Source organism: Paenibacillus sp. 481, assembly GCF_021223605.1.
Lineage (GTDB): Bacteria > Bacillota > Bacilli > Paenibacillales > Paenibacillaceae > Paenibacillus_B.
The window spans coordinates 1,334,008-1,360,596 of sequence record NZ_CP075175.1 but is presented as its reverse complement, the minus strand read 5'-3'; the positions used below and the strand labels follow the sequence as shown (position 1 = coordinate 1,360,596).

The following is a 26,589-nucleotide window of genomic DNA, read 5'->3' as shown; positions in this document are numbered from 1 at the left end:
GGTTGATATACTGTTTTCTCTGTCTATATGGCTCTTGGTTGGAAGTCGTCATCTTACATAAACAGGGTAAATCATGCTGCTTTAGTTCTGTCTTCATTCTTACATGTAAATCATCGTTAATTCATTCTAATCGTAAACTTTGATCTCGTTATAGAACGTATCGCGCTCGATTGGAGTGCGACCAGCACCTTTAACGAGCCAGATTAACTCATCGCGCGTCAAGCCCTCTGGCGTTAGAGCGCCCGCGGCATGGCTAATGCGTTCTTTAACGATTGTACCGTGCACATCAGACGCGCCAAATGTGAGCGCCACTTGTGTCAATTGGGTACCAATGTTAATGAAATACGCTTTAATATGCTGAATGTTATCGAGCATCAAGCGGCTAATCGCAATCGTCTTCAAGTCCTCATAAGCAGGGTTGCGACGCTTAATACCAGCTGTCGGGCTTTTTGGCTGCATCGACAGCGGAATAAAGACGAGGAAGCCGTTCGTCTCGTCTTGCAGCTCACGCACACTAATTAAGTGGCGCACGCGATCCTCATGCGACTCAATGGAGCCGTATAGCATCGTCGTATGCGTCTTCATCCCGAGCCTGTGCGCGGTACGGTGCACTTCGAGATAACGCTCTACGCCTGCTTTTTCAACGCGCATCTTTTTCCGATATTCATCGGACAAAATTTCCGCGCCGCCGCCTGTGAGTGACTTCAAGCCTGCGTCCATCAGCGTGCGCAGCACCTCTTCGATGCTAAGCCCACTAATCCGTGTGAAGAAGTCAATTTCGGCTGCCGTATATGCTTTAAGCGTAACGTCAGGGTACTTTTCGTGTAAAATACGCAACGAATCAACATAATATTGGAAAGGCACATTTGTATTGTGACCGCCTACAATATGGAATTCGCGTACACCTGGGTGAATATGTGGCTCTACATAGTCAATCATTTGCTGACCTGTTAACGTGTAGGAACCTTCTTGTCCTTCATCACGGCGGAAGCTGCAAAATGCGCAGTGTGCTTCACACACATTTGTGAAGTAGAGCGACATATTTTCAATAAAATAAACTTTTTTACCGTTCTTACGCATGTTCGCGAGATTCGCCAATTGACCCAAGGTCAAAAGGTCATCTGTTTTGTACAAATAAACGCCGTCTTCTAACGTTAGACGTTCGCCGCGTTCTACTTTGTCTGCAATCTCGGCCATACGAGGATCAGCATGACGGGTCATGAGCATCGTCATTGGATTGCCTCCTTTGTTATGAGCAGCATGTTGAACATGAATCATAATCATGAAAATGTGTGTTAGTAAGGTTGTTCGTCCCTAGACAAAATAAAAACTCCGCGGCGGAGACGTTCCGTCGGAGATGCAGTGAAACGAATCACATATAAAGACATTAGTTTGTCACCGCGACTAAAAATGTTCACATCTATTATACCCTTGCCTTACGAACGGGGCAATACATTCCACAACCATACAAGGGGAGTTTTCCCATTGCACATAATCCCTTGTAGGATGAAATCGGGATGGTTATACTTAGAAATATGAGGAGGGATTTATAATGATTACAATTAGTGAATTAGCGATTGAAAAAATACAAGATATGATCGCCCAAGAGGAAAACGAGGGCTTATTCTTACGAATTGGTGTTCGTCCGGGCGGATGCAGCGGTTTCTCTTACGGCATGGGCTTTGACGACGAGGAAACAGCAGAGGACGTAAACTTAGAAGTTAGCGGCATGAAAGTCGTTATTGATAAGGAAAGTGTACCTCACCTTAGCGGACTCGTCATTGACTATAAAGAGTCGGGCATGTCTGGTGGGTTCACGATCGACAACCCGAACGCCGTCGCTTCGTGTGGCTGCGGATCATCTTTCCGTACAGCGATTGCTGAAGGCAAAGCGGAGAAGTGCGACGATTAATTCGCGTGGTTGAGCGCTTTTTCAAATCGGTGGTCTGATCGCTTGCCTACGCGTTAGCTATGTGCGATAAATGACGAGGGTTGCGGATTACACCGCAATAATGAGCGTTAACAACCCCGAAAATGTTTAATAACAACCCTTATTTCGGTGTTTTAGGATTGTTAATCACGACCTCTCGAACGGTAGATTCGTTAATTACCGTGCGGGAGGTTTTTATTTTGACTTTGAAAAAACGAAAGAGATGGATTTCTATTGAAGAAATTACTTACCCGGAAATCACGTTAGAGCAGGCTCTTGAGCTGGCCGTGAGTGTTAAATGATTCGGAAGGGCTGTGCAAGAGAACGCTAAAGGATTACGCAAAAGATTACGGATGCTTCTTGAAGTGGTTAGCGAAAAACTTTTCGCGGTATCTGACCTTTTGCAGTGGATATGGCGTTCACGTATACGAAATAAAACCCCGTGTTATTCAACGGGGCCTTTTTCGTATGATTTGCGATCTGTAACGCCTAAATATTCTTTTAATCCGTCTTGAAGAATCCGAGAGAAATTAACGTTTGCTTCCTCGGCAGCGTCATTAAGCCATTTCGGAATAGTTAACGTCTTTTTTGTCGCTTTCTCCGCCATATAGTCGCGAAACGGAGGCATCCACACTTCAATTAAAGCGGCGGACTGGTTAGATTCAAGGATAATGTCAACCGTTCTCGACGATGCTGGAATGTCGTCGCCGTCCTCTTCCAATCCGTAAAGGTGTAGCGCCAGGCATTCCTTCGCCATATTGAACGCTTCCTCTTCGGTATCTCCACATGTTAATGCTCCCGGTAAATCGGGAAACTCAACGGAGATACCATCGTCTGCGTAGTCAAAGATTGCGGGATATATATAACGATCTTTCACATTTTCCACCACCTTGTATGTGCCAAAGCTGTATAAAATACTTTCTTTGGCTTTTAGCTATATAAAACTTCCACAGGCTAGGGACTATTTAAGCCCCGCCTGTTTCAGTATACTTTCAAATGTTTTTCGAGGTAAGTCTTTCTTAGGGTGAGGGATGGTGACTTTTCCTTTTTTGGTCGGATGTTTAAATTGATGATGACTACCTTCAATATGTACCAAAAACCAGCCGTCTTCTTGTATTAGCTTAATGACATCCCTCGAAGGCTTGCTCGCCATTACTGCACCTCCTCGTAAATTGATTATAGTACGTATAAAAACACGTGTCAATATTATATAGGGATTATTTTCCTTGATACTAAAAAACCTTCGATACTGTCGTTTCACCCCTTCAGTTACCCTATATTATGAGAGTGAATTGACCCGAGTCACAAGGGAATGACCCCACAAATTGCACCGTTTGCACCGTTAGAGAGGTTTTATTTATGTGCGGTCCTAACTTTCAATTTTGTCATGCAAGGTAATAAATTTCGATGGCAACTCGACTTCTCAAGCACTATATTTACTAGAGAAAACATTTACTAGAGGAGTGTTAGTCTTGAGAAAATCACCGCTTAACAAAGTGAAAATGTTCGTATCTGCCTTGCTCGGCACAAGCTTGCTATTCAGCAGTGCAGTCGCATTCGCGGCACCTGCACCGAAGCAGCAGGAGAAGCCGAAGCAGGTCAAGACGATTTGGGATAACATGAATGCGAATAAGATGTACAACGATATCAAGCATTTGTCAAAAGCACCGCGTGTGGCTGGGACAGATGGAGAATATAAAGCCGTTCAATATATTCATAATCGATTTAAAAAACTTGGCTATGAAACGAAAATTCAGCAGTTCGAGTTTAAAGATTGGGACAAGAAGAAAGGGAAATCCCACAATGTCATCGCAACGCTGAAGCCTAACACAAGCAAAAAGACAAATGAGATTGTCATTATTGGTGCGCATCACGATTCTGTAAAGGGTTCACCGGGTGCGATTGACGATGCTTCAGGCGTAGCAGTTATTTTGGAGCTAGCTCGTTTATTTGCGGACCAAAAACGGGATACAGAGATCCGGTTCGTTTCTGTTGGAGCGGAAGAGTTTGGACTATATGGCGCTAAACATTATGTGAACACGTTAAGCCAAGACGAAATCAAACGAATTGTTGGCCAGTTTCATATCGATATGGTAGGTAATAAGGCTGCCAAACAAATGGCTGCCCTTACGGTGGATGGCAAGAAAAATATAGTGACTGATTTGGGAGCAACATTCGGGCAGAAATATGCAAACAAATTTTCAACTTCCCAAATTAGTGCGAGTGACCACGCGGCATTTGCAGCAAAAGGTATTCCTGCTGCCGTGTTCTCGCATATGCCGTTAGATTTGGCGTATCATGCACCAACAGATACGATCGACAAAATAAGCAACGCGAAATTACGTGAAGCGGCGACTGTAGTGGGTGCTTCCGTGTACAAAATTACAGATCCTGCGACGCCATCTTTTAAGCAGGTCCATACATTTTTTACACCAGTAGATTACAAGTTTATAAGTTTAGAGGAACTGTTTGGCCTACCGCCAGTAGAAAACAATGAAGAAAAAGAAGAAAATAAAAAGTAAAGAAACGTGCAATTGAAGTAGCCGCTTCAAAGGGGTGGCTTAAAACTAAAGGTATTACCAAGATAGGCCGTTACCTTGCCGCGGACGGCCTATTTCTTTATGTTCTGGATAAATGGATACATATACAGCTAAAGGAGTACCTTGCATATGAAGTCTCAACCCTCAAAGCGTATTAAAGTTGAGCCAGGATTTTGGGCAGGTTTACGTCAACTAGGGATTGCAGCCCACGATGTAGCTCGCAGAGCACAACTGCCACTCACCATTATTACGGAAACAGTAGTCACTACCGCTCAATATTTTGCGATCTGGCAGGCCTATTCCGATCTCATTGGTGACACTGCCGAAGGAATCATCAAGCTTGCGACCGCATTTGACACAGCGAAGTATCCTCCGACCGTCTTAGCGACTTACCACTCTCGTGACTATCGCGATGCTCTAAACCGAATGGTTCGGTACAAACAACTGTGTCCCCCTGAAAGCTTGCGTATAACCGAGGAGGGGGAGTACTGTACAATCAAACTGGAATGGCTAAATACAGAGCAACCCGGTCCGCCGATGCTGGTTGGTATCACGCTGGCATTTCTTCTGGAGCTTGGACGTCGGGGCACAGGTCAGCCTTTGACAGCGGAGCTCGTCGAATTTTCGCACGCAATGGGAGACGTACAAGCTCTTGAAAATTACTTTGGCTGCTGTATCCGGGTTGGTGCAACATGTAACCGGCTGACGCTACATCGAAGCGATTTGGACCTCCCCTTTACGTCGTATAACGAAGAGCTGTTAGAGATCCTTACTCCCGTGTTGGACAGATCGTTGAATGAACACCAGCACAGCCACTCATTTACCGAAATGGTCAAATGGATCATAAAGCGTAGTCTTACAGGAGGAAATCCTAACATTCAGGCTGTCGCCAAGGAACTGGGTATGAGTGATCGAACCTTACAGCGCCGGCTTACTGACAAAAATACGAGCTTCAAACAGCTGTTGACACGAGCTAAACATGAGCAGGCACGTGAGTACTTGAGAGATCCTTCCCTCGATATTAAAGAGATAGCTTTCTTAATTGGATATGAAGACCAAAACTCATTCTACCGCGCGTTCCGCCTCTGGGAAGGTGTTACTCCTTCAGCTTGGCGCAATGAACATCTAGGTTCAAACTCGAACTAAGTTTTATCGTTTGGCGTGTGAAGCAAGAAATTTGGCGCAATAGGCTAGTTACTGTAAGATCCAGACCAAGTAATATAATCACTATTCGAAGTGCGAAATTTTAACTACAAACAGTACAAGCACTTTTTAAAGGAGAAATGGTTGTATGGATATGGGATTAAACAGCAAAACCGCTTTAGTTACAGGATCAACTAAAGGTATAGGTAAAGCAATTGCTATTGAACTTGCCAAAGAAGGTGTAAATGTACTCATTAATGGGCGAAATTATGATGAGGTAGAACGGACAGTAAATGAAATGAAGTCAGATTTCCCGACTACTTCTCCTCAAAATGCTACATGCGATATCGTCGATATTCAACAAAGAGAGGCTTTATTTCTTAAATACCCCCATATAGATATTTTAGTTAACAATATGGGTATTTATGAAGTTATGCAATATGAGGACATTGACGATGAAGTATGGGAAAAGTACTTCCGTACTAATGTTCTTGCTGCTAATGGATTATGTAGATTTTATTTACCTAAAATGCTGGAAAATAATTTTGGCCGCATGATCTTTATTGCAAGTGAAGAGGCAATTATGCCTTCAGGACTAATGCCCCAGTACGGTATGACAAAGTCAATGCTCTTATCATTGTCAAGAAGCTTATCTAAATTAACAATAGGAACAGAAGTTACCGTTAACACGATTATGCCAGGACCAACACTCTCTGAAAATGTGTATCAAATCATTGAGGGGATGTACCCTAATGATGATAGGCCTTTTTTAGAAATAGAAAAAGAATTTGTGACAACGAACTTGCCTCAATCTGAAATACAGCGATTTATCAAGCCGATTGAAATCGGGAGACTAGCTACATTTATGTGCAGTCCTTATGCATCAGCATTTAGAGGTTCGCCAATCCGGATGGATGGGGGAATGGTGCCGGCTATTTTTTAAAAAACAGAAAAAGGGCTCTCCATACACGGTTTACAAGTGTTGGAGTGCCCCATCTATGATCGTCTGAATTGATTATTTTACAATTTTAAGGTTCGTTTTGAAGTAATCGAACTCCATCATAAGGCTATTGAATTGTTTGCCCTCTTTGGATTCTGGTTCAAATGGGTTAGATTGCGGCGTTGTGCCCACCCATACAAATTCATCGTTCTCTGCGATTTTCTCGCCGAGTCCAGGACCTTCTTCTTTGCTCATCGCTTCGAAGTTTTTCTTCGACATTTTATGAATAGTGAACAAAGATTCGGAGTCTTTTTTACCGTCTGGTGTAAAATTGAATTCTACAATCAAATCGACACCTGGAAGTTCCTGCATATCTTTACGCTCTTCCATTTTCACTGTATTAGCCCATTTCTCTGGCATAGCAAGTGTGAATTGTCCTTCTTTGCTCGTGAACACGTTAGCATTTGGCGTTTGAGTCTCTTGTTTATTATTGTTAGTCGTGTTGTTCGTTTCTGTTTTTACTTCAGGCTTTGCTGTTGCTGCCTCTTTATCCCCACAGCCTGCTAGTAATGCGATAGACATGACTGCTCCAAATAGAATCATCCACTTACTTTTGTTGTTACGCATAATTGTTATCCTCCTGATGTATACCGCTTGTTGTTTATGTGTTCATATTAACAATAAATAAATCGTTAATTGTAACAGATAGGTAAAGAAACCATAACAATCTAATGAAAAATCGGTGAAAATTTTGTCATACTATGAATATTTTCAGAAAAATCGAGTTCGAAGCAAATAAAAAAGCCTCGCTGCGTTAAGTTCATACCTAACGTATCAAGGCCATTTTAATTAGATATAAAGATGTAGGCTATCTAAACTATAAAAACGTTTTGTTTACCATTATGCCAATCAAGTAGAAACAGAAAAGGGAAAACACACAGCTAAATACGCTGAGGGCACGATGTTTTTGTTTCCAAAAGCGAAAGCTAACGACTAGAATAGCGACGTTTACAACGACTAATGCGATAGACATGGAAACGATAGCGATCCAATATAACACTTCAAAAAATCCGGCTTGATCCATGACGGCCTCCCACCTTATGTACAAATATCATAATAAATGAACACGTGCAATTACGATTAAGTCACTTTATACGATACCATCCGAAAGTTGGAAATGACAAGCACGAATCTGTGTCCATTTCGTTTCAATCCTCGATTCTATTTAAAATAAGGCAAGTGCCTTGGACAAAGATACAGGAACGACTGCCTTCCCATGAGTATGTATAAGTAAGAAGGAGGGGGATGTACGCATGGAAATGAGACAGTTGGCTAGCAAATGGATCAAAACCGAGGTGCTCTTGTCAGATTCACGCGTAGCGGGTTACATCCCAGCAACACGTTTTTATAATACGTCTAATTTGTTTCATATGTTGAATCAGTTTGGATTCGTGGTCATCAAGCCTGTAGTGGGTGGTGGCGGAGCAGGTGTAATTAAGATAACGAAGGAAGGTCACACATACAGCTATACGAATATGGACAAAAAAAGCTCGTTTGCTGGATTTGATGCCATGGTTCGGTCTTTATCCACCGTGAAAAAGAAGCGAGCTTATTTAATCCAACGTGGTATTCGGCTCGCGACCATTGAAGGGCGACCAATCGATTATCGGGTAAAAGTGGTTAGAACGAACGGTGTATGGGAGTTTCGTTCTATGGTCGGTAGGCTGGCACGAAAAGGATTGTTTATTACGAATTTATGCAAAGGTGGGACGATGATGACGGCGGCGCAAGGGATTGGTCAGTCGTTGTCGGAACGATTTGTGCAACCGAAAAAAAATGAGATGCGTGATCTGACTAACATTTGCGCGTCTATATTTGAAATGAATTTTCCGGAACTCGATAAACTTGGATTTGATTATGGCCTTGATGAAATGGGGCAAATCTGGATATTTGAAGTAAATACGCGACCGCAATAACAGAGGCCATATAGGATGATAACGAAACATATGAGGCTACTATAAAATGTTTTTTCAAAATCTGCAAATATAATTAAATCTTTTTATTAAAAATCGACAAAAAAAGATGTGAATAATCATATCCACATCATCCCCATTGGTAGAAGCCGTATTTCGACAGTTATTAACAATCTATACACAATTTTTCCACATCAACCTGTGGATAAAGGAACGCTTGTTCCGCTTTTTGCCGAGTGCTATGATGAAGATCGCTTAATTACATTTAGGAAAGGTTGTGATTAGGATGGCTTTACTTTCCGACGATATGCTTATGGACTCATATGAGCAAGCCGTCAAATTACGATTAGATGAAGAATTTATCGTGTTGTTGCTCGCGGAAATGAAGAAACGCCGCCTACTACCAACCCTCTTCCAGATGCCGGTAAGCAGATAAAAGAACCGGAAATAAAGCGGCTTTACTCCCAAACCAACCCGTTAATGTACGCTGAAGCATGGCAGTGCTCGCAGTACATGATATGTAAGCATACGAGATCGACAGAACTATTATTTTGTGTACCCCACATTTGTACGGAAAGTTCGTCCGGTTGGTATGGAGCGTAAGGTCCAATATAATCTTCGAGTTTGCCGCTGTCGACGGCTGGGTTCGCACAATTCGGGCAGAGTAGTTCCGGGTTGATGATGCCGTTGCAAAGTGGACAAACATGGAACAAGGGTATCCTCCTCCAACAAAAACAGATTAGGAGTAGGATACCCTTTCTTTCGTTGTCTATGACAACGACTGATTAGCGTTTCATGCTGCTGCTATGTCCAGGGGACAGCTTGGCAGATGGATCAATATATACTTTCGCGTTGTTAATCGCGGTGGGTGCTTCACCAAATCCGACGGCAATCAACTTCAGCTTGCCTGGATATGTCGTAATGTCGCCAGCTGCAAATATACCTGGGACGTTCGTCTCCATGCGTGAATCGACAATGATCGATCCGCCATCAATTTGCAAGCCCCATTCTTCGATCGGGCCAAGCGAAGATACAAAGCCGAAGTTCACAATTACTGCGTCAACATCGATGTCTCTTGCCTCTTTCGATTTCACATCCGCAATCGTAACACGGTTAATACGGTTTCCGTCACCGTGTAGGTGGGTGATTTCAGTAGGTGTTACAACTTGCACCTTCGAATTCATCAGCGTTTCTACACTGTGCTCATGCGCACGGAACTTGTCGCGACGGTGAATAAGCGTTACTTGCTCCGCAATCGGCTCAAGCATAAGTGCCCAGTCTACAGCAGAGTCGCCGCCGCCGCTAATTAACACCTTCTGGCCTTTAAAGCGCTGCAAATCACTAATAAAGTAATACAAGTTCGAACCTTCGTATTGCTCTGCTCCTGGCAGATCAAGGCGGCGTGGCTCAAATGCGCCGATGCCAGCCGTAATGATAACCGCTTTAGCTTTATGCACAGCCTTGTTCGTTTTGACCTCGAACGAGCGCTCATCCAGCTTTTTCACATTAATGACCTTCTCTTCCAAACGAACATCTGGATTAAAGAACTCCATCTGCTCCTTTAAGCGGTCAACAAGCTCTTGTGCCGTGACTTTAGGAAACCCAGCCACGTCATAAATATATTTTTCCGGGTAAAGCGCGGCTAATTGTCCGCCAAGTTGCGGCATGCTGTCAATAATTCGAACGGAAGCATGCCTCATGCCACCATAAAATGCAGCGAACATACCTGCTGGGCCGCCTCCGATAATTAAAATATCAACAACATCCTGCTGTGTATCTGCTTGTGTAGTCAAGGTAAGAGCACCTCCAAAGTAACGATGTCAGACCAACGATGTTGGTCAATCTGCGTGTATTCGCATCCCCATTATAAACTTCCTTTGCACAGAATGAAACTCTGAATTTCTAAATCTTTCAAGTTCGTCGACAATAAGTGCTCGAAAAATATTCCCAAAACTATCGCGGTTAAATTTCACCCTCCAAAAAAGATAATTAAAGCGCTTTCACAAATGCCTATCAAGAAAATATGCTTGTAATTTGGAGCGAAACTTAGTATGATTTCATTTGAATTGTTTACAATTTTGCGACACTTTAATTGGTATTGGACGAACCGAGTTGTTGTTTCTTCGTATGGCCCATGCTGATCTTTGGATTTTCAGTACGTTATTATTAAGGTACAACGATTGGATTCGTTTCAGTAATAGCATCAACATGCGTATTTTTGTGTAGTTTTTCACAATTTAAATTTTCACCTAATGCGCAATCGTTTTTAACGATATTTAAGGCTTAATGTGGCATGATAAAAACAATACGTTTTTCGATCTTGGAAGGAGTAGAAATGATGAGCAACATACCTAAAATTGTCATTCTCGGTGCAGGTTATGGCGGTATTATGGCAGCACAGCGTTTACAAAAAGAATTGAACTACAACGAAGCGGACGTGACGTTGGTAAGCAAGCATGATTACCACTACTTCACGACACACTTGCATATGCCAGCTGCTGGTACGGATGCGATTGACAATGCTCGCGTATCGATTTCCAAACTTGTCGATGAGTTCAAAATCGACACGGTTAAATCGACTGTGCAAGAAATTCGGATTGAAGACAAGAAAGTTATCTTGGAAGACGGAACATTGTCTTACGACTACTTGGTTATCGGCGTTGGTGGTGAAGTCGAGACATTCGGTATCCCAGGTATGACTGAAAATGCATTCTTCATTCGCAGCATTAACTCTGTGCGCGTAATCTGTGAGCACATCGAGCACCAATTTGCTTTGTATAAGCAAGATGAGACTCGTGCAGACCGTCTGAACTTTGTTGTTGGTGGTGCTGGCTTTACAGGTATCGAGTTCGTAGGTGAGTTGTCTGATCGCATTCCACAATTGTGTAAGCAATTCGACGTGGATCCTTCCCTCGTTAACATTTACAACATTGAAGCGGCTCCTACAGCACTTCCAGGTTTCGATCCTGCGCTTGTTGAATACGCGATGAACGTCTTGAAAAAGAAAGGCGTTACGTTCAAGCTTGCAACAGCAATTAAAGAGTGCACACCAGAAGGCGTATTGCTTGCGACTGATGAAGAAATTAAAGCAGCAACTGTTGTCTGGACAGGTGGCGTACGCGGTAACAGCATGATCGAGAAAGCGGGTATCGAAGCTATGCGTGGTCGCGTTAAAGTTGACGAGCACTTGCGCGCTCCAGGTCATGACAATATCTTTATCGTGGGTGACAACTCTTTGGTAATCAACCCAGAGATCGATCGTCCATACCCGCCAACAGCGCAAATGGCGATGCAGCAAGGTCCAGTAGTTGCAAGCAACATTGTTGCTTCCATCCGCAATCAACCATTGAAGAAGTTCACTTACGAGAACAAAGGTACAGTTGCTTCTTTGGGTAAAGGCCAAGCAATCGGCGTAGTAGGCAAGACGAAGTTGACAGGCTTCTGGGCAGCTCAACTTAAAAAAGTTATTGATATCCGTTGGTTGTTCATCATCGGCGGCTTCTCCTTGGCATTCAAAAAAGGGAAGTTCTTCTAAGCCATATGCGACATTGCAGCGTACAAGTGCGTGGTTTGTTGACTCGTGATGAGCTAGAGCGATACAACGCCCTGATGGAAGTCGGGACATTTTTGGAATCGCAACAACAGTATGATCTTGCATATACGGTGCAAAAAGAGGTCGATATCCTCATTCAGCCGGCTATTGAGCGACTGAAGGAAAAAGGCCGCGATCGCGACCGGATGACGGCTGAGTATTTGGCTCGTCTGGAACAAGACGATGACGAAGAATTAGCGTAACATAGAACCGCCAATCGCACGATTGAACTCGTGCTGTTGGCGGTTTTTTTGTATGTACAATCATCCAAGCTGTACGTGGAAATGGGCATGAAAAAGCCGGAACCATAAGATGTTCCGGCAGGTAAGGATGTGCTATTCGTTACAGCTTCATCATATCATTCATTTTGTCAGGCGTAAGCAAGTTGCCGACGAAGAAAGAGCCGAATTCGCCAAAACGAGCGCTTACTTCATCAAAGCGCATTTCGTAGATTAATTTCTTGAATTGCAGCATATCGTCGCTGAACAACGTAACGCCCCACTCCCAGTCGTCGAGACCGACGGAGCCGGTAATGATTTGCTTTACTTTGCCAGCGTAACCGCGGCCAATCATACCGTGGCTGCGCATCATTGCGCGACGCTCGTCCATCGACAACATGTACCAGTTGTCAGCCAGTTCGCGCTTCTTGTTCATCGGATAGAAGCAAATATGTCTCGTCTTCGGCAATGTTGGCTTCAAACGAGCAATGACTTCAGGGTTTTCCATTGGATCTTCAGTTGAACCAGGCTTAGCCATGTAGTTGCTTAATTCTACGACGCTTACATAAGAATAAGAAGGGATCGTAAATTGAGCGAAAGATGTTTTGTTAAACTCGTTCTCCAACTCGTTCAACTCTTCCATCGTTTCGCGCAAATGGAACAGCACGAAATCCGCTTTTTGGCCTACGATGCTGTACACCGCAGTGCTACCTTGCTTGCTTTCCTCTGTATCCGTCCATTTCTGCCACAGCTCATGCAGCTCGTCCAAAGCGTGTGCACGCTCTTCGTCATCTGCCTTTTTCCAAAGTGTCCAGTTAATAGAACGGAATTCATGCAGGGCATACCAACCGTCTAACGTCATTGCTGCTTCGCTCATGCTTTACTCCTCCGTTATCATAAGGATTGGCTTGCAATCCATGGATATTTTTGTTGCATAATGCCATTGTAGCCTATACAAGTGTGCAGGAGCAACGGGCGCATGACAAATGTCACCGAATGTTCGTTGATTTTTGACAGGTGGATCAGTACACTTAAACTAGCGGATCAATATGAAAAATATGTCTGTGAATCAATTATACATAATGAGAAATGTGTAGAGGAGGATGAGCATGGGTTTAGGCTGGGTGATGATTATCATCTTAATGGTACTTTTCTTCGTGATGATGTTCGGTATCGGATTTATTTTGAACATGTTAATGAAGACGACGTGGTTTCCAGTCGGTTTTTTCGTTATTATCGTATTCCCGGCTACGTTTTACCTCATTTGGGATGAGAGCTTATCTTGGGGCGAGAACATTGCAGCATACGGGCCATACGGCTTCTTAACGGCTGTGGCAGGTTTTGCTGGCGCTATTGTAAGCGGTATGACGATTGAAGCACTACGCAAAAGTGGATACAAAATGTATTAAGGCGTGAAGGATGCTTCGCGTCTTTTTCTACTTAGGTCTTACGTTATAATCGTTGGAAGTGGTCAGCACAAGGAAGGACATTAGCGGATGAAATTAGAACGAGAAATAAAACATTCGGAACGGACAGCTGTTGTGATAGGAGCGACCGGACTTATTGGTCGCGAGTTAGTAAAGCTATTAGCTGCGGAGCAATCGTATGCTCGTGTTGTGGCGCTCGTCCGGAAGCTGCCTGAGCAGGGAGAGGCAGCGTGGTTTGAACACCCGAAGCTGGAATGGCGCGTCGTTAACTTTAACCGTCTGCATGAAGCGGAGCCAATGATGGCCGACGTAGATGATCTGTTCTGTTGCCTAGGCACGTCGATTAGAGTCGCGAAGTCGCGCGAAATGTTTCGGCGCGTTGACTATGAGTATCCGCTGGCAGCTGCGCGTGCAGCGTTGCGAGCAGGGGCGGCACGCATGTTCGTCGTGACCGCGCTGGGGGCAGATGCCAAGTCACGCATTTTCTACAGTCGCACGAAGGGCGAGCTGGAGGACGCGTTGCAGGAACTGCCGTTTAGCGCCCTCTATTTGTTCCGCCCGTCGTTGCTGCTCGGCGATCGCAGCGAGCGGCGCCTAGGCGAAATGGCAGGGGCAATCGTCATGCGGGCGCTGGACCCGATTATGGCCCGTGGCCGGCTCAAACGCTACCGTGCGATTACGGGTCTGACGGTAGCTCAAGGCATTGTTGCTGCTACGAGGCAGGAGGCGCGTGTCGTACATGTAGTTCCCTCCGACAAGATTGAGGAGTGGGCGGCATTGACATAGCTATAACCGAGATCGACCCATTGACGGGGTGGATTGAAATCCTTTACAATGGAAACGTTAAAGGGTATACGATACGAATGAAAGGGTAAGGTACAACGTCTAATGTGGAACTAATCCTATCTGTTACAAGACATTTTGAGCTAAATAATTTATCAAAATGACAGTTCAGAGGGGATAGTCTGCCTTTTTTAGGCGGTACATCAGCCATTCATTTCTTCATCGTATATGAGGTGCAACAACAGCGAGGGCATGAGCAAGAGCAGCAGATGGATTCAGAATCGTGGAATCCGGCTAGGCTGTCGTCTATTCGCTTTAGGGTTGTCACCCCCATTTTCATATTAGCCGCTATTGTTTGTGTACCCGTGATGGATGTATCTCACCTCACGTGCAGACGAGATAGTGTTGTTTGGCTAACGTGAGATGTCCGTATGAATGAATGTTACATAGCTGATACGATATCCTCTCTGGGCAACCAGGGAGGTTTTTTTGTGTACGGAAACAATGAAATGAACAACGACAACGATCGCCTTGATCGGAAGTCATTCCGTGAGCCTACAGGTCGGCTGCTGCTAGAATCGAGCGATCTTGAAGCTTATGTAAGCGGGCGCTTTTTGTTCAAGTTGCCTCATATGCTTCGCGTTTACGCCGGTGAGTGCATCGGTCTTATCGGTGCAAATGGGGTTGGAAAAACGACATTGATGCGAATGTTGGCAGGTCTACGTGAACCTGATCAAGGGAATGTGACAATGAACGCGTTAGCGTCTTTCGTGCCGCAGCTTGATGATGTGCGTGAAGAACGGTCAGACGAAGCTCATTTAAGCGGCGGAGAGCGTACAAAGCTGCGCTTGGAGGCGGCTTTAAATGAGGGTGTTGAACTGTTGCTGTTGGATGAGCCGACGAGCCATCTTGATGTCGAAGGCTTGGAAGAGCTGGAACAGCGTCTGGCTGCTTTCTTGAAAAAAGGGGCTGTTGTGCTTATTTCCCACGATAGAACGCTGTTGAATCGTTTATGTACGCGGATGTGGGAGTTAGAAAATCATAAGCTTGCGTTCTACAATGGAAATTATGAGCATTTCCAACGGGAAAAAGCGCGCATGCGGCTGGAACAGCAGCGCGCGTATGACGGTTATATAGCGGAACGTGCTCGCTTGCGTGAAGCTATAGAAGACAAAAAGGTACACGCACGTCGTGTAGGCAGTACGGCGAAGCAAAAAGGCCAAAACAGCAAATCGATAGCCTTTGCAAGACCTTTTTTCAATAAGAAGAAAGGTAAAGTAGAGAAAACGGTCAAAGCGATGGAAAAACGTTTAGAACAGCTAGACGTTGTCGAGCGTCCGTTTGAGCTTGCCCCTTCACTATTCGATGCGGCTTGTCATCATCCGCTGCGCAGCAAAAGTGCAATCGAGGTGAAGGAGCTAGAGCTTCGCCTAAGCTCGTCTAATCGCGTACTGGCGCAGGATGCGGCCTTCCGGATTCGCCCAGGCATGCGTGTGGCGCTGATCGGACCGAACGGCTCCGGTAAGACGACGCTGCTGCGCGCATTGTGGCAAGCATTTGGCGCTGAACAGCCATTATCGAATGGACACAATGGGCAGTTCGATCAACATGCAGAATACATGCAGAATTCCTTCAATAGCATCGCAAATAGCATGGCAAATAGTATCCCAAATAGCAAGGAGCGCACGATTTCTGAGCAACTCGACGCTGCTGCAGCGGAGCATGCACTTTGTGTCGAAGGCAGCATTCGCTTTTCACCAAGCGCACGTATGGCTTATTTTGACCAGAAGTTATATGCGCTTAACCCTTACGATTCTGTATTAGAAAACGTAATGAAGTGGAGCGCTTATGACCAGACGAAAGTACGCACCGCGCTGGCCAGACTTCGATTGCGTCGGGAAGATGCGCTTAAGCCCGTATGGCAATTAAGCGGAGGTGAGAAAGTAAAGGCGCAGCTTGTAAAGCTGTTTATGAGCGAAGCAAATGTGCTGCTGCTGGATGAGCCCACCAATTACTTGGATATTGACGCTCGCGAGGACTTGGAGCAGGTGTTGACCGAATATCCGGGAACACTGTTGTTCGCTTCGCACGACCGGGTATTTATGGAGCAAGTTGCTACTCATGCGTTGATGTTCTCGGAGGGGCGTATCGTTTGGCTGACGGCAGAACAATTGCGCAACCGCCTTGGATTGGGGGCTGGATCTCAAGAAACAACGTCAGTGGATCTCGCTGAACACGAACATAGCGATCATGGTTCACTGTCTTTCGATGAGCAAATGAAGCTCGAATTAGAATGGTCCACCCTGCTCGGGAAATTGTCTGCCCCGCGCAAGGATGACGATATGGCGAAGCTGGAGCAGCGCTATACAGAGCTATTGCAACTGCGTCGCCACCTACTGAAGTAAGTTGCGAAGCCGGAGTTTGTACGCTAAGCTTGAATGATTGGCCCAGTCATTGTCATTTAAGACTGGCATATATCTAAATTGTTGGATAGGGGCGATCATGATGTTTATTGTGCAAGGCAGCGCTCGCGATGGTGGCAATACGGAGCAGCTAACCGCGATTGTTACAGAAGGAATCGAGTCAACAACGGTACAGTTGCGAGACAAACGACTGGAACCCATTGTGGATCAACGTCATGATCCGAACGGATTTTCCCCGATTGATGATGATATGAATCAACTCGTACGCGAGATGATGGAGCACGATGCGATTGTATTTGCAACGCCGCTTTATTGGTACGGTATGTCAGGGCATATGAAGACGTTCATCGATCGCTGGTCGCAATGTTTGCGTGACGATTCTTTGCAATTCAAAGAGCGAATGAAAGGCAAGAAAGCTTATGTTGTCATCGTCGGCGGACCACAGGCGAAAATGAATGGTTTAGCGCTGGTACAGCAATTCCGGCACATTTTTGACTTTATGGGCATGCAATTTGAAGGTTGGATTATCGGCCGCGGCTCTAAGCCTGGCGATATATTAGAAGATACGCAAACACTCGCTGAGGCAAGGGCGTTGAATGTGATATTGAAAGCACAGAAGTAGTGCTAGATACAAGTAAAGAGCTAGGGGATGATCCCTAGCTCTTTTTATACGTTAAAATATTTTTTTGACTCTCCATTGTTGGTTCAGACCGCCTGAGTTACTCCACAGATGTACTTTTCCGCCATCTTTGGAAGCGAACTGTTCCACTTCAATGACTTTTCCGCTGTGTGCGGAAACGATTGTATAGTAACCATCACCTGTGTCAACAAATCTCCACAGTTGATTCGAACCGCCTGTGTTGCTCCATTGGTGTATTTTTGCTCCATTATGTGTACCGAAATGCTCGGCTTCTAACACTTTACCACTGTGCGCTGATACGATGGAAAAAGTACCGCCACCAGCGTCTACGATTCTCCACTGCTGATTCGTGCCGCCTGTGTAGCTCCATTGATGAATTTTTGCACCATCATGAGTGCCATATTTCTCGACTTCTAACACTTTGTTGCTATGTTTAGCGTAAAGCACGTATGTACCGTTCGGTACGAATGGTGCATTTTCTTCAGCTGCGGATACATTCTTCGCTGGACTTGCAATCATGAGAAGCATGAAACAAAAGCATAAAAATAAAATCATCACTTTGTTACGATTAGCTGTCAGAGATTGAAACATGTCCTATCACTCCTTAAAAATGTTTTCAAAGATTAACAAAATAGATCATGATCTTTCTTTGATGCCTGCTTATCTGTGCATTCATGATGAATTATTTACATCTGCTTGCTTTGCTCCTCCTTTTTCCAAGTATTTATATTCCACATCATGAATAATAACACATCACCTCACTTCTTGATACATATTTTAGGTGAAAAAATATTTAATTTATTAATTTAAAATTTAATACCAAAATATCAATTGAATAATTAAATAATATGTTTAATAGTTAAATCACACATAAAATTTAAATTTTATATTTAATTGCGTATTTAAATCAATTAATGAATTTTTGTGCGCATCCAAAAAAACCGGAGATACTACTCAAGCAGGTGTCTTTTCTTGCTGATACCTGTTGCCGTTACCACCATTTTGTCGGACGAGGGGGTGCTTTTTGTGTTACAATGAGTAAACATGAAAGCACGGAGGAGAAGGTGATAAACGCGATGCGGATGTCAAATATGCTTCATTTTACAGAGCATCATCGCTATGTGACGTACCGAGAATTCAGTCTTAGCGAATTAGACAACAAAATGCTGTCGCACGTTTACCAACCGATGGTTGGGGCGTTTGCGATCGGACTGTACCACCTTCTCAGTCAGCACGTTCCAGCCGACCAAGTCGGATATTCGGTGGTGGATTCGCAGCGGCGGTTATTTTTGCTGCTAGGATTAGAACCGAGTGAAAAGGGACGTGCTTACTTTATTGAGCAATCGTCTAAATTAGAAGCCGTTGGGCTGCTGCAAACGTCCCGTTTGCTCATGCCGGATGCGGATGATTATATGTTCGAATACGAGCTTCAGCAGCCGCTAAGCCCGAATGATTTTTTCCAGACGCAGCATCTAACGTTGTTGCTGCGCGACAAAGTAGGCAAATATGCAGTGCTGTCACTGCGCGAGCAATTTGGTACAAAGGAACCTTTTGACTGTAGGCAGGCAGAGGTGCAGCGTGAAAATATTTCAATCCCGTTCTATGAGCTATTTCGTCTCAATACGCACGTGATTGACTACGAGTTGGAGCAAGCGCTACAAGAAGTAGCTCCAAGCCGCAGTTCAAGCAACAGTGCGGAGAACGGAACGGATACAGCTACTGATTTGAATTACGCCGACATTATTACACGCTTTCCGAAGCAGTCGTTCAATCGTTCTTTTGTAGAGAAGTTGCGATATGATCGTGAAAGTATGGGCATCATTAATCATGTTGTGCGCAAATTCGATCTCACGTTGCAGGAAACGTGTCGTTTGTTGGATGAGGATGGCGTGTTTGAATCAGACGGCCGAATTATACTGGACGAATTGCAGCATCGTGCACATTTGCATTTCCGCCAAAATAAACGTCGCAGCGAATGGCGTGAACGGGAACAGAGCAAAATGTCGAATGCTCAGGAGGCACGCTCAGCACAGCCAGCGGCAACCCCCGAGCATGAGCAGGAGCAAGAAGTCGCGGTGCAAATGGAATTTTACGTGGAAGTGCCTACGCAATTTCAGAGCAAGTGCGATGTGCATCAGTACAATATGATGCTGCGCAACACGCCGTATACGCGCTTGCTGGAGCGATTTTTCCCAGGTGCGGTACCCGATTCATTTCTTGATATGTTTACTAAAATGGACTTGAATTATAAATTGCCTGATGAAGTGATTAATGTGCTCATCCACTATTTAATGACGATGTTGGCTGAAGGCTCCGAGCAGCGCTTGAATCGTAACTTTGTGGAAGCGATCGTCACGAATATGTTAGCGAAGCAAGTGAAGACGTACGAACAAGCGGTGCTGTATATTCGTCAGCAAGGCCAGCAGACGCAGCAACTGCAAGCGAAAGATGGGCAGGGAACGCGGAGCGCTAGTAACGGACAAGCACGCAATCGAGGCAGATATGGCAATAAGCCAGCGAAGCCCGTTATTCCAGTTGTGCAACCCAAGCAAACACCAGGTGGCAAGACTTTATCGCAGGCTGATTTAGATCGGGCGCTGGAGCTTGCTAAGCGTCTCGATGGAGGCAGTCGTTAATTATTGAAATTATACGTTATTATAGCTAATCAGACGAAGAAGGAGGTGTTGCGCATGGAATCATTAGGTGACATTATGAAGCAGTTGCCGCTTAGTGGAAGGCGGGCTCAAGCGGAGCAAAAGATGGCGGAAATGTTAGAAGATCCGCTCATTATGCAATTCAGGAGCAAGTATCCTTGGTTGGACGACCGAACACTGCGAATTAATATGAGTAAGTTATATCAATATTTAACCGAATATCGTCGCTGTTCGAATTGTCCGGGACTCGATAATTGTCAGAACGACTTTCGTGGTCACTACACAATGCTGAGTGCTGAAAATGTTAATGGCCATGCGCTCATCTACGATCGGAAAGTACCGTGCAAAAAGCTTACCGCTTATGAACGTCAGCGTACGATTCAAAATCGCGTGCGTTCGTTCTATGTAGACGAAACGGCGTTCAAGCAAGGCTATTCGCCAGAAGAGATGATTCGCAATGATTATGAGCGTACTCCGGCTGTTACGGCTGTCATGGAGTATGCCGTTCAAATTAAAGAGAACGGCTTGCAGCCAGAAGGTCTGTATTTGTACGGGCCGTTCGGCACGGGCAAGACGTACTTAATGAGCTATGTGCTATACGAGTTGGCACGGGTTGATTATACGGGCGTCATCGTGTACATGCCCGAATTCGTTGAGGACTTGAAGTCAATGTTCCAAGAGCCGCAAAAGCTGCGCGATACGATCGAGATGATGAAGGAAGCGGATCTGCTCGTGTTTGACGATATTGGTGCTGAAAATATGACACCTTGGGTACGCGACCATGTGCTCGGCTCGATCTTGAATTATCGGATGAATCGTAAGCCGACACTGTATACGTCCAACTATGATATGGATGGTTTAATGAAGCATTTTAGCTATACGCGTGATGGCGAAGATATTCATAAAGCAGAGCGGATTATGGACCGGATACGTCCTTTTGTGAATATTATTGAGGTTCAAGGTAGCAATAAACGTGGCAACGGGCCGGCTCCCAAACAATAGCATCCTAAATGATAGGCGACAAACCGTCTAACACCGCTGTAAGCGTGGTGTTAGACGGTTTTTTCATGTTACGTGGTCGTGATTCAAATGGAGTCGCGTAATGGAGCGGGAATTGTCGTCACAATAAACACAGCGCTTTAATCTTGTAGTATCGAGTAAAAGGGGTCTACGGGCCTTTTATTTTGGTGGTAGCGATTTCGAATGAAAGGTAGCAATTGCACTTAACACACAGTGAACGAATCCTTGCACAGCAAACAGGATAAGCACAAATGGCACAAACAGCTTCAGCTTCTGCTCATCTGTCACGATCATAACGATATCCTGTACAATCCGATCAGGTCTCACAAACACATCCCAGCTATTCCAGCGCACAAACCTGCCGATATAAATGCCAAAGCTGCTCAACAACAACACGATAATGGCAAACGCCCAACTCGTAGCGGCACCGTACGCTTTTTTTACGACCTGTTGAACGGTGTATAACGAATAGAAGCTTAACAAGACCCCGATTAGGGCAGCAGAAAAAAATAAGATCAAATGATACCAAAATTCAATATCGTGTGTGAAGCGAACACCAGGTTCAGGTTTGAAATGGATGAACAGATGCAGCATATCGGTGATTAAATAGGCGGAGTTCGGAAAAAATAATAACCATAGCAAGCCGACGACTGTGATCAGCAAGGTGCGCGGCCACTGTTTAGGTTGCATATGATAAAAAACAAGATGTAGCATACAGGCGAAGCCAACAGGAACCCATGCCAAGAACATATCCCAGTTGAGGAAGGTGTAAATGGTTCGGCCCGTATATGCTCTTACGTACATGCCTAATAACGAACAGCATATTGTCGCGGTCAATAAAAGTCCTAACATGATGATGGAGTGTAATGGAACAAATGGCGCCGACATTTTGCGTGATCGGGGATGGAACGAATCCAATAAAATGACCTCCAAGCAATACGTTATGAGATGTTCATAATAAAAAGCCCGGTCGCTCACGTGCGAACCGGACCTTGGGCATGTTAGGTGACTGAAGCAGTCATCAAGCTTCTCAATTATTCAAGAATGAACTTCACGATCACCATGCCGAAGAAGACGACAGTCATGAAACCGCCCATGGCTGCAAAGCCCATGAATGTATCACCCAAGTCATCCCGCGGCTCTTCCATAACATGCTCTCGAGGGTCGACGTTTCTTACTTCCATAGCGAGTCCTCCATCTGTTATGTCTTATCGTCGCAATGAGCTGTATCATACAACGATGACAGGTATTTTAACCCAATTTGCTCGTATATAGTATATCGAACTGCGCTACGACTGTAAAGTATTGGCCCTACTTAGGGTGTGACAAATTGGGTACAATTGTACTGGTCACTTTCGCAAAAGTGACCGAACTGTGGTATACTTTACTTGTTGACTCAGAATATAAGCTCTTTATAATAAAGGAGGAACCTATCATGGCAATCGTAAATGTGTCTGACAAATCATTTAAGTCTGATGTTGAAGATAAAAAAGGTGTAGTTCTCGTTGATTTCTGGGCACCTTGGTGTGGTCCTTGCAAACAAATCGCTCCAATCTTGGATGAGTTGGATGCGGATCTCGCTGGTGCAGCTACAGTGGCAAAAGTAAACGTGGACGAGAATCCAGAGTCTGCTTCCCGCTTTGGCGTAATGAGCATCCCTACACTCATCGCATTCAAAGACGGCCAGCCTGTTGATAAAGTTGTAGGCTTGCAATCTAAAGATGCATTGAAGAACTTGATCGGTAAACATCAATAATTCAACACACATAACCCTCCCGACGTTAGAGCTCTCTCTTTCAAGGGAGGGTTTTTTTGGTTGTCTTGCAGTACGTGATCACGATGAATGTACATACTTTATTAACTTTTCAACCCATTATTTGTATAGATTGATCGTTTGATTTGTGATATGTTCCATCAGGACATATACAACAAGATTAGAACGAGGTGGGTCGCTGTGACTGAACAGCAAGTGGAAAGCTTTAAAGGATTTAATTTGGATGATGTAAATCCTCCAGAACGGAAACAACATCAAATGACGATGGAGGACGTTGCTTCTACCTACGGAGCCTCCCTTTTTTTCAAGCGCTGGGCTGCGTATGTCATCGATTTCGTATTTTTAGGGAGTTTGCTCGCGGGGTTATTTCTTTTTGAACATAATAAGACGGCGTCGAGTTGGTTGCTAATTAGTTGGTTAGCGTTAATTTGCGCTTATTTTTTGTTTTTAGAAGGGCTGACAGGCTACACATTAGGCAAATTTGTGCTGCGGATTCAAGTGGTGAAGCGGGATGGTAAGCCGCCAGGCATTGTGAAGTCGCTCATTCGTTCTTTCATGCGTTTAATTGAAGCGAATCCGATCTTAATTGGAGCGTTGCCAGCTGGTGTTGCCGTACTGGCATCGAGGAAGAAGCAGCGTCTAGGCGACATGTTGGCCGATACATTTGTCGTGAATGTAAGGGATTTATTTGAAGTCAGCAAAAGAAAAAATATCGTATTGCTAATTACATTTTCCATAAGTGCTGTTGTGGCGATGCTGTTCGTCTTTTTTGGTATTCGTGCTATAGCTTCGGATTCCGCTGTCGCGGCGGAGAAGAAGTTCAGAACGAATGATGGTTTATTTCAGATTACAGCGACTGAGGACTGGATTCATGATTATAAGTTCGATGCTGATCGTGAGACCGGTCTTGCCATTAAAGATAAAAGAGAGCAACGTTTACTGTACATAAACTCTTACAAAAGAAGTGAGCTGGCTACAACTTACACACTGGATACTTATGTGGAAGAAATAAAAGAACAATTTCCAGCTAAAGTTAGCGTATCATCAGAGCGACGTGTGACCCTTAAAAACGGTGACCCTGCGATGGAACTGATCATGAAAGAGGATAATAGTACATATATTTACACGGTTGTAGGTACACAAGATTATTATCATCATGTCATCGCGGGTGTTGTAAATTACAAATACGCAACATACAAAGATGAGCTTCATAAGATCGTGGCCAGCTTTAGGCCGGCATACGGTAATTAATAGCTCTTACAAAGCTTTCCTAGCTTTCCTGTTAGGAAGGCTTTTTCTTTGTTGCTCACTCGTATACAATAAGAAAAGGGGAACAATAGGGGAACAAGCGGAAAGGAGATGCCCGTTTGAGTGAAGATGACAAGCAACACCCATCCCATAAAGGGAATGGCGGGAATGGTGCAGCTGAAATAGAAAAGCCTGCTATCTCGCGCTCTGAGCGCTGGAAGGAACGTTGGCATGAACGATACGTAGACGAGAAAGAGCAGGAGCTGACGGGCAAAGACCTTGAGGAACGTGAACAAGCGTTGGAACGTATCCGCAATAAGCTTGCTCTGCTCCCTGATTCGTCAGGCTGCTATTTGATGAAAAATCGCGATGGCCACATCATATATGTAGGGAAAGCGAAAGTGTTAAAAAATCGCGTCCGCTCTTATTTTTCAGGTAGTCATGACGGGAAGACGCAGCGTTTGGTGTCTGAAATACGTGATTTTGAGTATATTGTTACCTCGTCCAATATGGAGGCGCTCATTTTAGAGTGTAACTTGATTAAGAAGCATCATCCGCGTTATAACGTCTTGCTGAAAGATGATAAGACGTTTCCTTATATAAAAATTACGAACGAGCGCCATCCCCGCTTGGAGGTGACTCGCAAAGTGTTTAAGGATAAGGCGAAGTATTTCGGCCCTTATCCGAATTCGTATGCAGCCCAGCAGACGAAAAAGCTGCTTGATCGCTTATATCCGCTGCGCAAATGTCGCACACTGCCGGATCGGGTCTGCTTGTATTACCATATCGGGCAGTGCTTGGCCCCGTGTGTAGAGGAAGTCACGGAAGTGCAGTATGAAACGATGGTGCAGGAGATTGCGAAATTTCTGAACGGTGGCCACGATGAGATTAAGAAAGAATTAAAGCGTAAAATGGAGGAAGCGGCAGAAGAACTTCATTTTGAGCGGGCCAAGGAGTACCGTGATCAGTTATTGGCGATTGATGCGATTATGGAGAAGCAGAAGATTAATACGGCAGACAATCAAGATCGAGACGTATTCGGGTATGCGGTCGATAAGGGTTGGATGTGTGTACAAATTTTGTACGTGCGCCAAGGGAAGTTGATCGAGCGTCATACGACGAAGTTTCCGTACTATGGCCATGCATACGATGATTTCATGACGTTTGTTACGCAATATTATAGTGAGAATCCAGCCGTGCCGAAGGAAATTTTGCTGCCCGAGCCTTATGCGGAGGAAGCGGGCTTGGAGTTGGAACTGAAGCAGGAGTCGGAGTTGGAGCGGGAAGCGGAACGCGAGTCCATTCACGAGTCTGAACAAGAGACGGACGAAGCAACGGAATTAGATACATTGCAGGAGCAGGCCGATACAGGTGTAGAAGCGCTCCAACAGTGGTTAAAGACGAAGGTGCTTGTGCCGAAGCGTGGTTTGAAAAAGCAAATGATTACGATGGCCGCAGACAATGCGCGTGTAGTGCTGAATGAGAAATTTAAGCTGCTGGAGCGTGATGAGGAGCGTACGCTGCACGCAGTCGAACGATTAGGTGAGGCCATAGGGATTGATATTGCAGGCGGCCGTATCGAGGCATTTGATAACTCTAACATCCAAGGTGCTGACCCGGTGTCTGCAATGGTCGTATTTGTTGACGGTAAGCCAGATAAGAAGGAATATCGCAAATATAAAGTACGGACCGTACAAGGCCCTGACGATTATGAAACGATGCGAGAAGTGATTCGCCGCCGTTATGAGCGCGTGCTCAAGGAGCAGTTGGAGCTGCCAGGCCTCATTATTGTGGACGGCGGGCGAGGACAAATATCTGCTGCGCTTGACGTGCTGGAAAATGAGCTTGGACTTGCTGTGCCGGTCTGCGGCTTAGTCAAAGATGCCAAGCACAAAACGGCACAGCTTATGGCTGGCGATCCGCCGCAAGTCGTGCCGCTGCCGCGAGACAGTCAAGAATTTTACTTGTTGCAGCGCATCCAAGACGAGGTGCATCGCTTCGCCATTACGTTTCACCGCGAGCGGCGTGCCAAATCGATGGTTACATCGGCATTGGATTCGATTCCGGGCATTGGCGAGAAGCGGCGCAAAATGCTGCTCAAGCATTTTGGCTCGCTTAAAAAAATACGCGAGGCTGCGGTTGAAGATTTCCGCCCAGTCGGAATTGGCGACAAGCTGGCACGCACCATTTTGCAATCGCTGCGCAACGAGCAGGAAGATGAGCCTGTAGCAGATGATGAGCGGATATCCGATGAGTCCCAGTAGCAAATGAGTCTTAGTAGGCA

At 45.0% G+C, this 26,589-nt stretch carries 28 protein-coding genes; 19 read left to right on the top strand and 9 right to left on the bottom strand.

Annotated features, from left to right (window positions below):
- Positions 1–126: 126 nt before the first annotated feature.
- Entirely contained in the window at positions 127–1,233 is a 1,107-nt protein-coding gene (gene mqnE, locus KIK04_RS05780; protein ID WP_232277351.1) for an aminofutalosine synthase MqnE, read from the bottom strand.
- 319 nt (positions 1,234–1,552) lie between these two features.
- Between mqnE and KIK04_RS05775 the strand changes: the two genes are divergently transcribed.
- Complete coding sequence (locus KIK04_RS05775; RefSeq protein ID WP_232277350.1) at positions 1,553–1,912, top strand: HesB/IscA family protein; 360 nt, start codon at positions 1,553–1,555, stop codon at positions 1,910–1,912.
- A gap of 463 nt (positions 1,913–2,375) precedes the next feature.
- Here the strand turns inward: KIK04_RS05775 and KIK04_RS05770 are convergent, their stop codons facing one another.
- Both KIK04_RS05770 and KIK04_RS05765 read right to left on the bottom strand, forming a co-directional pair.
- Positions 2,376–2,807 carry a type II toxin-antitoxin system HicB family antitoxin gene (locus tag KIK04_RS05770; protein ID WP_232277349.1) on the bottom strand — a complete coding sequence of 144 codons (432 nt, stop codon included), beginning with the start codon at positions 2,805–2,807 and terminating at the stop codon, positions 2,376–2,378.
- 84 nt (positions 2,808–2,891) lie between these two features.
- Entirely contained in the window at positions 2,892–3,083 is a 192-nt protein-coding gene (locus KIK04_RS05765) for a type II toxin-antitoxin system HicA family toxin (protein ID WP_232277348.1), read from the bottom strand.
- 319 nt (positions 3,084–3,402) lie between these two features.
- Here KIK04_RS05765 and KIK04_RS05760 point away from each other — a divergent pair, with 319 nt between their 5' ends.
- From KIK04_RS05760 to KIK04_RS05750, 3 genes are all read left to right on the top strand, one after another.
- Positions 3,403–4,452: a M20/M25/M40 family metallo-hydrolase gene (locus tag KIK04_RS05760; RefSeq protein WP_232277347.1), complete on the top strand. Its 1,050-nt coding sequence runs from the start codon at positions 3,403–3,405 to the stop codon at positions 4,450–4,452.
- Between the two features lie 147 nt (positions 4,453–4,599).
- Positions 4,600–5,616 (top strand): AraC family transcriptional regulator, encoded by a 1,017-nt coding sequence (locus KIK04_RS05755; RefSeq protein WP_232277346.1) that lies wholly within the window; start codon positions 4,600–4,602, stop codon positions 5,614–5,616.
- A 145-nt stretch (positions 5,617–5,761) separates the two neighbouring features.
- The gene (locus tag KIK04_RS05750; protein WP_232277345.1) at positions 5,762–6,556 is read left to right on the top strand and encodes an SDR family NAD(P)-dependent oxidoreductase; all 795 of its coding nucleotides are present in this window, start codon (positions 5,762–5,764) and stop codon (positions 6,554–6,556) included.
- A gap of 72 nt (positions 6,557–6,628) precedes the next feature.
- On the opposite strand, the gene KIK04_RS05745 is transcribed toward KIK04_RS05750, so the two are convergent.
- Positions 6,629–7,180: a hypothetical protein gene (locus KIK04_RS05745; protein ID WP_232277344.1), complete on the bottom strand. Its 552-nt coding sequence runs from the start codon at positions 7,178–7,180 to the stop codon at positions 6,629–6,631.
- 686 nt (positions 7,181–7,866) lie between these two features.
- On the opposite strand from KIK04_RS05745, the gene KIK04_RS05740 reads away from it, so the two are divergent.
- Together KIK04_RS05740 and sda are read left to right on the top strand one after the other, a co-directional pair.
- On the top strand, positions 7,867–8,529 hold the full coding sequence (locus KIK04_RS05740; protein WP_232277343.1) for a YheC/YheD family protein: 663 nt from the start codon (positions 7,867–7,869) through the stop codon (positions 8,527–8,529).
- A gap of 283 nt (positions 8,530–8,812) precedes the next feature.
- Complete coding sequence (gene sda / locus KIK04_RS05735; RefSeq protein ID WP_232277342.1) at positions 8,813–8,962, top strand: sporulation histidine kinase inhibitor Sda; 150 nt, start codon at positions 8,813–8,815, stop codon at positions 8,960–8,962.
- Positions 8,963–9,311: 349 nt separating this feature from the next.
- On the opposite strand, the gene KIK04_RS05730 is transcribed toward sda, so the two are convergent.
- The gene (locus tag KIK04_RS05730) at positions 9,312–10,319 is read right to left on the bottom strand and encodes an NAD(P)/FAD-dependent oxidoreductase (protein ID WP_269670998.1); all 1,008 of its coding nucleotides are present in this window, start codon (positions 10,317–10,319) and stop codon (positions 9,312–9,314) included.
- Between the two features lie 545 nt (positions 10,320–10,864).
- On the opposite strand from KIK04_RS05730, the gene KIK04_RS05725 reads away from it, so the two are divergent.
- Together KIK04_RS05725 and KIK04_RS05720 are read left to right on the top strand one after the other, a co-directional pair.
- A complete protein-coding gene (locus KIK04_RS05725) occupies positions 10,865–12,061 on the top strand; it encodes an NAD(P)/FAD-dependent oxidoreductase (RefSeq protein WP_232278609.1) in 1,197 nt (398 codons plus the stop codon).
- A 5-nt stretch (positions 12,062–12,066) separates the two neighbouring features.
- Positions 12,067–12,321 (top strand): hypothetical protein, encoded by a 255-nt coding sequence (locus KIK04_RS05720; RefSeq protein WP_232277341.1) that lies wholly within the window; start codon positions 12,067–12,069, stop codon positions 12,319–12,321.
- Between the two features lie 139 nt (positions 12,322–12,460).
- Here the strand turns inward: KIK04_RS05720 and hemQ are convergent, their stop codons facing one another.
- The gene (gene hemQ / locus KIK04_RS05715; protein ID WP_232277340.1) at positions 12,461–13,213 is read right to left on the bottom strand and encodes a hydrogen peroxide-dependent heme synthase; all 753 of its coding nucleotides are present in this window, start codon (positions 13,211–13,213) and stop codon (positions 12,461–12,463) included.
- Between the two features lie 232 nt (positions 13,214–13,445).
- Here hemQ and KIK04_RS05710 point away from each other — a divergent pair, with 232 nt between their 5' ends.
- The 5 genes from KIK04_RS05710 to KIK04_RS05690 all read left to right on the top strand — a co-directional run bounded on the left by KIK04_RS05710 (position 13,446) and on the right by KIK04_RS05690 (position 17,591).
- A complete protein-coding gene (locus tag KIK04_RS05710) occupies positions 13,446–13,745 on the top strand; it encodes a YuiB family protein (protein WP_332330000.1) in 300 nt (99 codons plus the stop codon).
- An 87-nt stretch (positions 13,746–13,832) separates the two neighbouring features.
- A complete protein-coding gene (locus KIK04_RS05705; protein ID WP_232277338.1) occupies positions 13,833–14,549 on the top strand; it encodes an NAD(P)H-binding protein in 717 nt (238 codons plus the stop codon).
- Between the two features lie 230 nt (positions 14,550–14,779).
- On the top strand, positions 14,780–14,968 hold the full coding sequence (locus KIK04_RS05700) for a hypothetical protein (protein WP_232277337.1): 189 nt from the start codon (positions 14,780–14,782) through the stop codon (positions 14,966–14,968).
- A 69-nt stretch (positions 14,969–15,037) separates the two neighbouring features.
- Complete coding sequence (locus KIK04_RS05695; RefSeq protein WP_232277336.1) at positions 15,038–16,951, top strand: ATP-binding cassette domain-containing protein; 1,914 nt, start codon at positions 15,038–15,040, stop codon at positions 16,949–16,951.
- A gap of 100 nt (positions 16,952–17,051) precedes the next feature.
- Positions 17,052–17,591: a flavodoxin family protein gene (locus tag KIK04_RS05690; protein ID WP_232278608.1), complete on the top strand. Its 540-nt coding sequence runs from the start codon at positions 17,052–17,054 to the stop codon at positions 17,589–17,591.
- A gap of 51 nt (positions 17,592–17,642) precedes the next feature.
- Here KIK04_RS05690 and KIK04_RS05685 read toward each other — a convergent pair whose 3' ends face one another.
- Positions 17,643–18,200 carry an RICIN domain-containing protein gene (locus KIK04_RS05685; protein WP_232277335.1) on the bottom strand — a complete coding sequence of 186 codons (558 nt, stop codon included), beginning with the start codon at positions 18,198–18,200 and terminating at the stop codon, positions 17,643–17,645.
- Positions 18,201–18,685: 485 nt separating this feature from the next.
- On the opposite strand from KIK04_RS05685, the gene KIK04_RS05680 reads away from it, so the two are divergent.
- Together KIK04_RS05680 and dnaI are read left to right on the top strand one after the other, a co-directional pair.
- Positions 18,686–20,245, top strand: a complete 1,560-nt coding sequence (locus tag KIK04_RS05680) for a DnaD domain protein (protein WP_232277334.1) — start codon at positions 18,686–18,688, stop codon at positions 20,243–20,245.
- A gap of 54 nt (positions 20,246–20,299) precedes the next feature.
- A complete protein-coding gene (dnaI, locus tag KIK04_RS05675; protein ID WP_232277333.1) occupies positions 20,300–21,265 on the top strand; it encodes a primosomal protein DnaI in 966 nt (321 codons plus the stop codon).
- 177 nt (positions 21,266–21,442) lie between these two features.
- On the opposite strand, the gene KIK04_RS05670 is transcribed toward dnaI, so the two are convergent.
- Complete coding sequence (locus KIK04_RS05670; RefSeq protein ID WP_232277332.1) at positions 21,443–22,087, bottom strand: DUF1361 domain-containing protein; 645 nt, start codon at positions 22,085–22,087, stop codon at positions 21,443–21,445.
- Between KIK04_RS05670 and KIK04_RS05665 the strand changes: the two genes are divergently transcribed.
- A complete protein-coding gene (locus KIK04_RS05665; protein WP_232277331.1) occupies positions 22,086–22,241 on the top strand; it encodes a hypothetical protein in 156 nt (51 codons plus the stop codon). The genes KIK04_RS05670 and KIK04_RS05665 overlap by 2 nt on opposite strands.
- Before the next feature lie 76 nt (positions 22,242–22,317).
- Here the strand turns inward: KIK04_RS05665 and KIK04_RS05660 are convergent, their stop codons facing one another.
- The gene (locus tag KIK04_RS05660; protein WP_232277330.1) at positions 22,318–22,467 is read right to left on the bottom strand and encodes a YqzM family protein; all 150 of its coding nucleotides are present in this window, start codon (positions 22,465–22,467) and stop codon (positions 22,318–22,320) included.
- A 251-nt stretch (positions 22,468–22,718) separates the two neighbouring features.
- On the opposite strand from KIK04_RS05660, the gene trxA reads away from it, so the two are divergent.
- The 3 genes from trxA to uvrC all read left to right on the top strand — a co-directional run bounded on the left by trxA (position 22,719) and on the right by uvrC (position 26,569).
- Positions 22,719–23,039: a thioredoxin gene (trxA, locus tag KIK04_RS05655; protein ID WP_232277329.1), complete on the top strand. Its 321-nt coding sequence runs from the start codon at positions 22,719–22,721 to the stop codon at positions 23,037–23,039.
- 198 nt (positions 23,040–23,237) lie between these two features.
- Positions 23,238–24,308, top strand: coding sequence for an RDD family protein (locus KIK04_RS05650; protein ID WP_232277328.1), 1,071 nt, complete (start codon positions 23,238–23,240; stop codon positions 24,306–24,308).
- A 260-nt stretch (positions 24,309–24,568) separates the two neighbouring features.
- Positions 24,569–26,569 carry an excinuclease ABC subunit UvrC gene (uvrC, locus tag KIK04_RS05645; RefSeq protein WP_269671023.1) on the top strand — a complete coding sequence of 667 codons (2,001 nt, stop codon included), beginning with the start codon at positions 24,569–24,571 and terminating at the stop codon, positions 26,567–26,569.
- Positions 26,570–26,589: the final 20 nt, after the last annotated feature.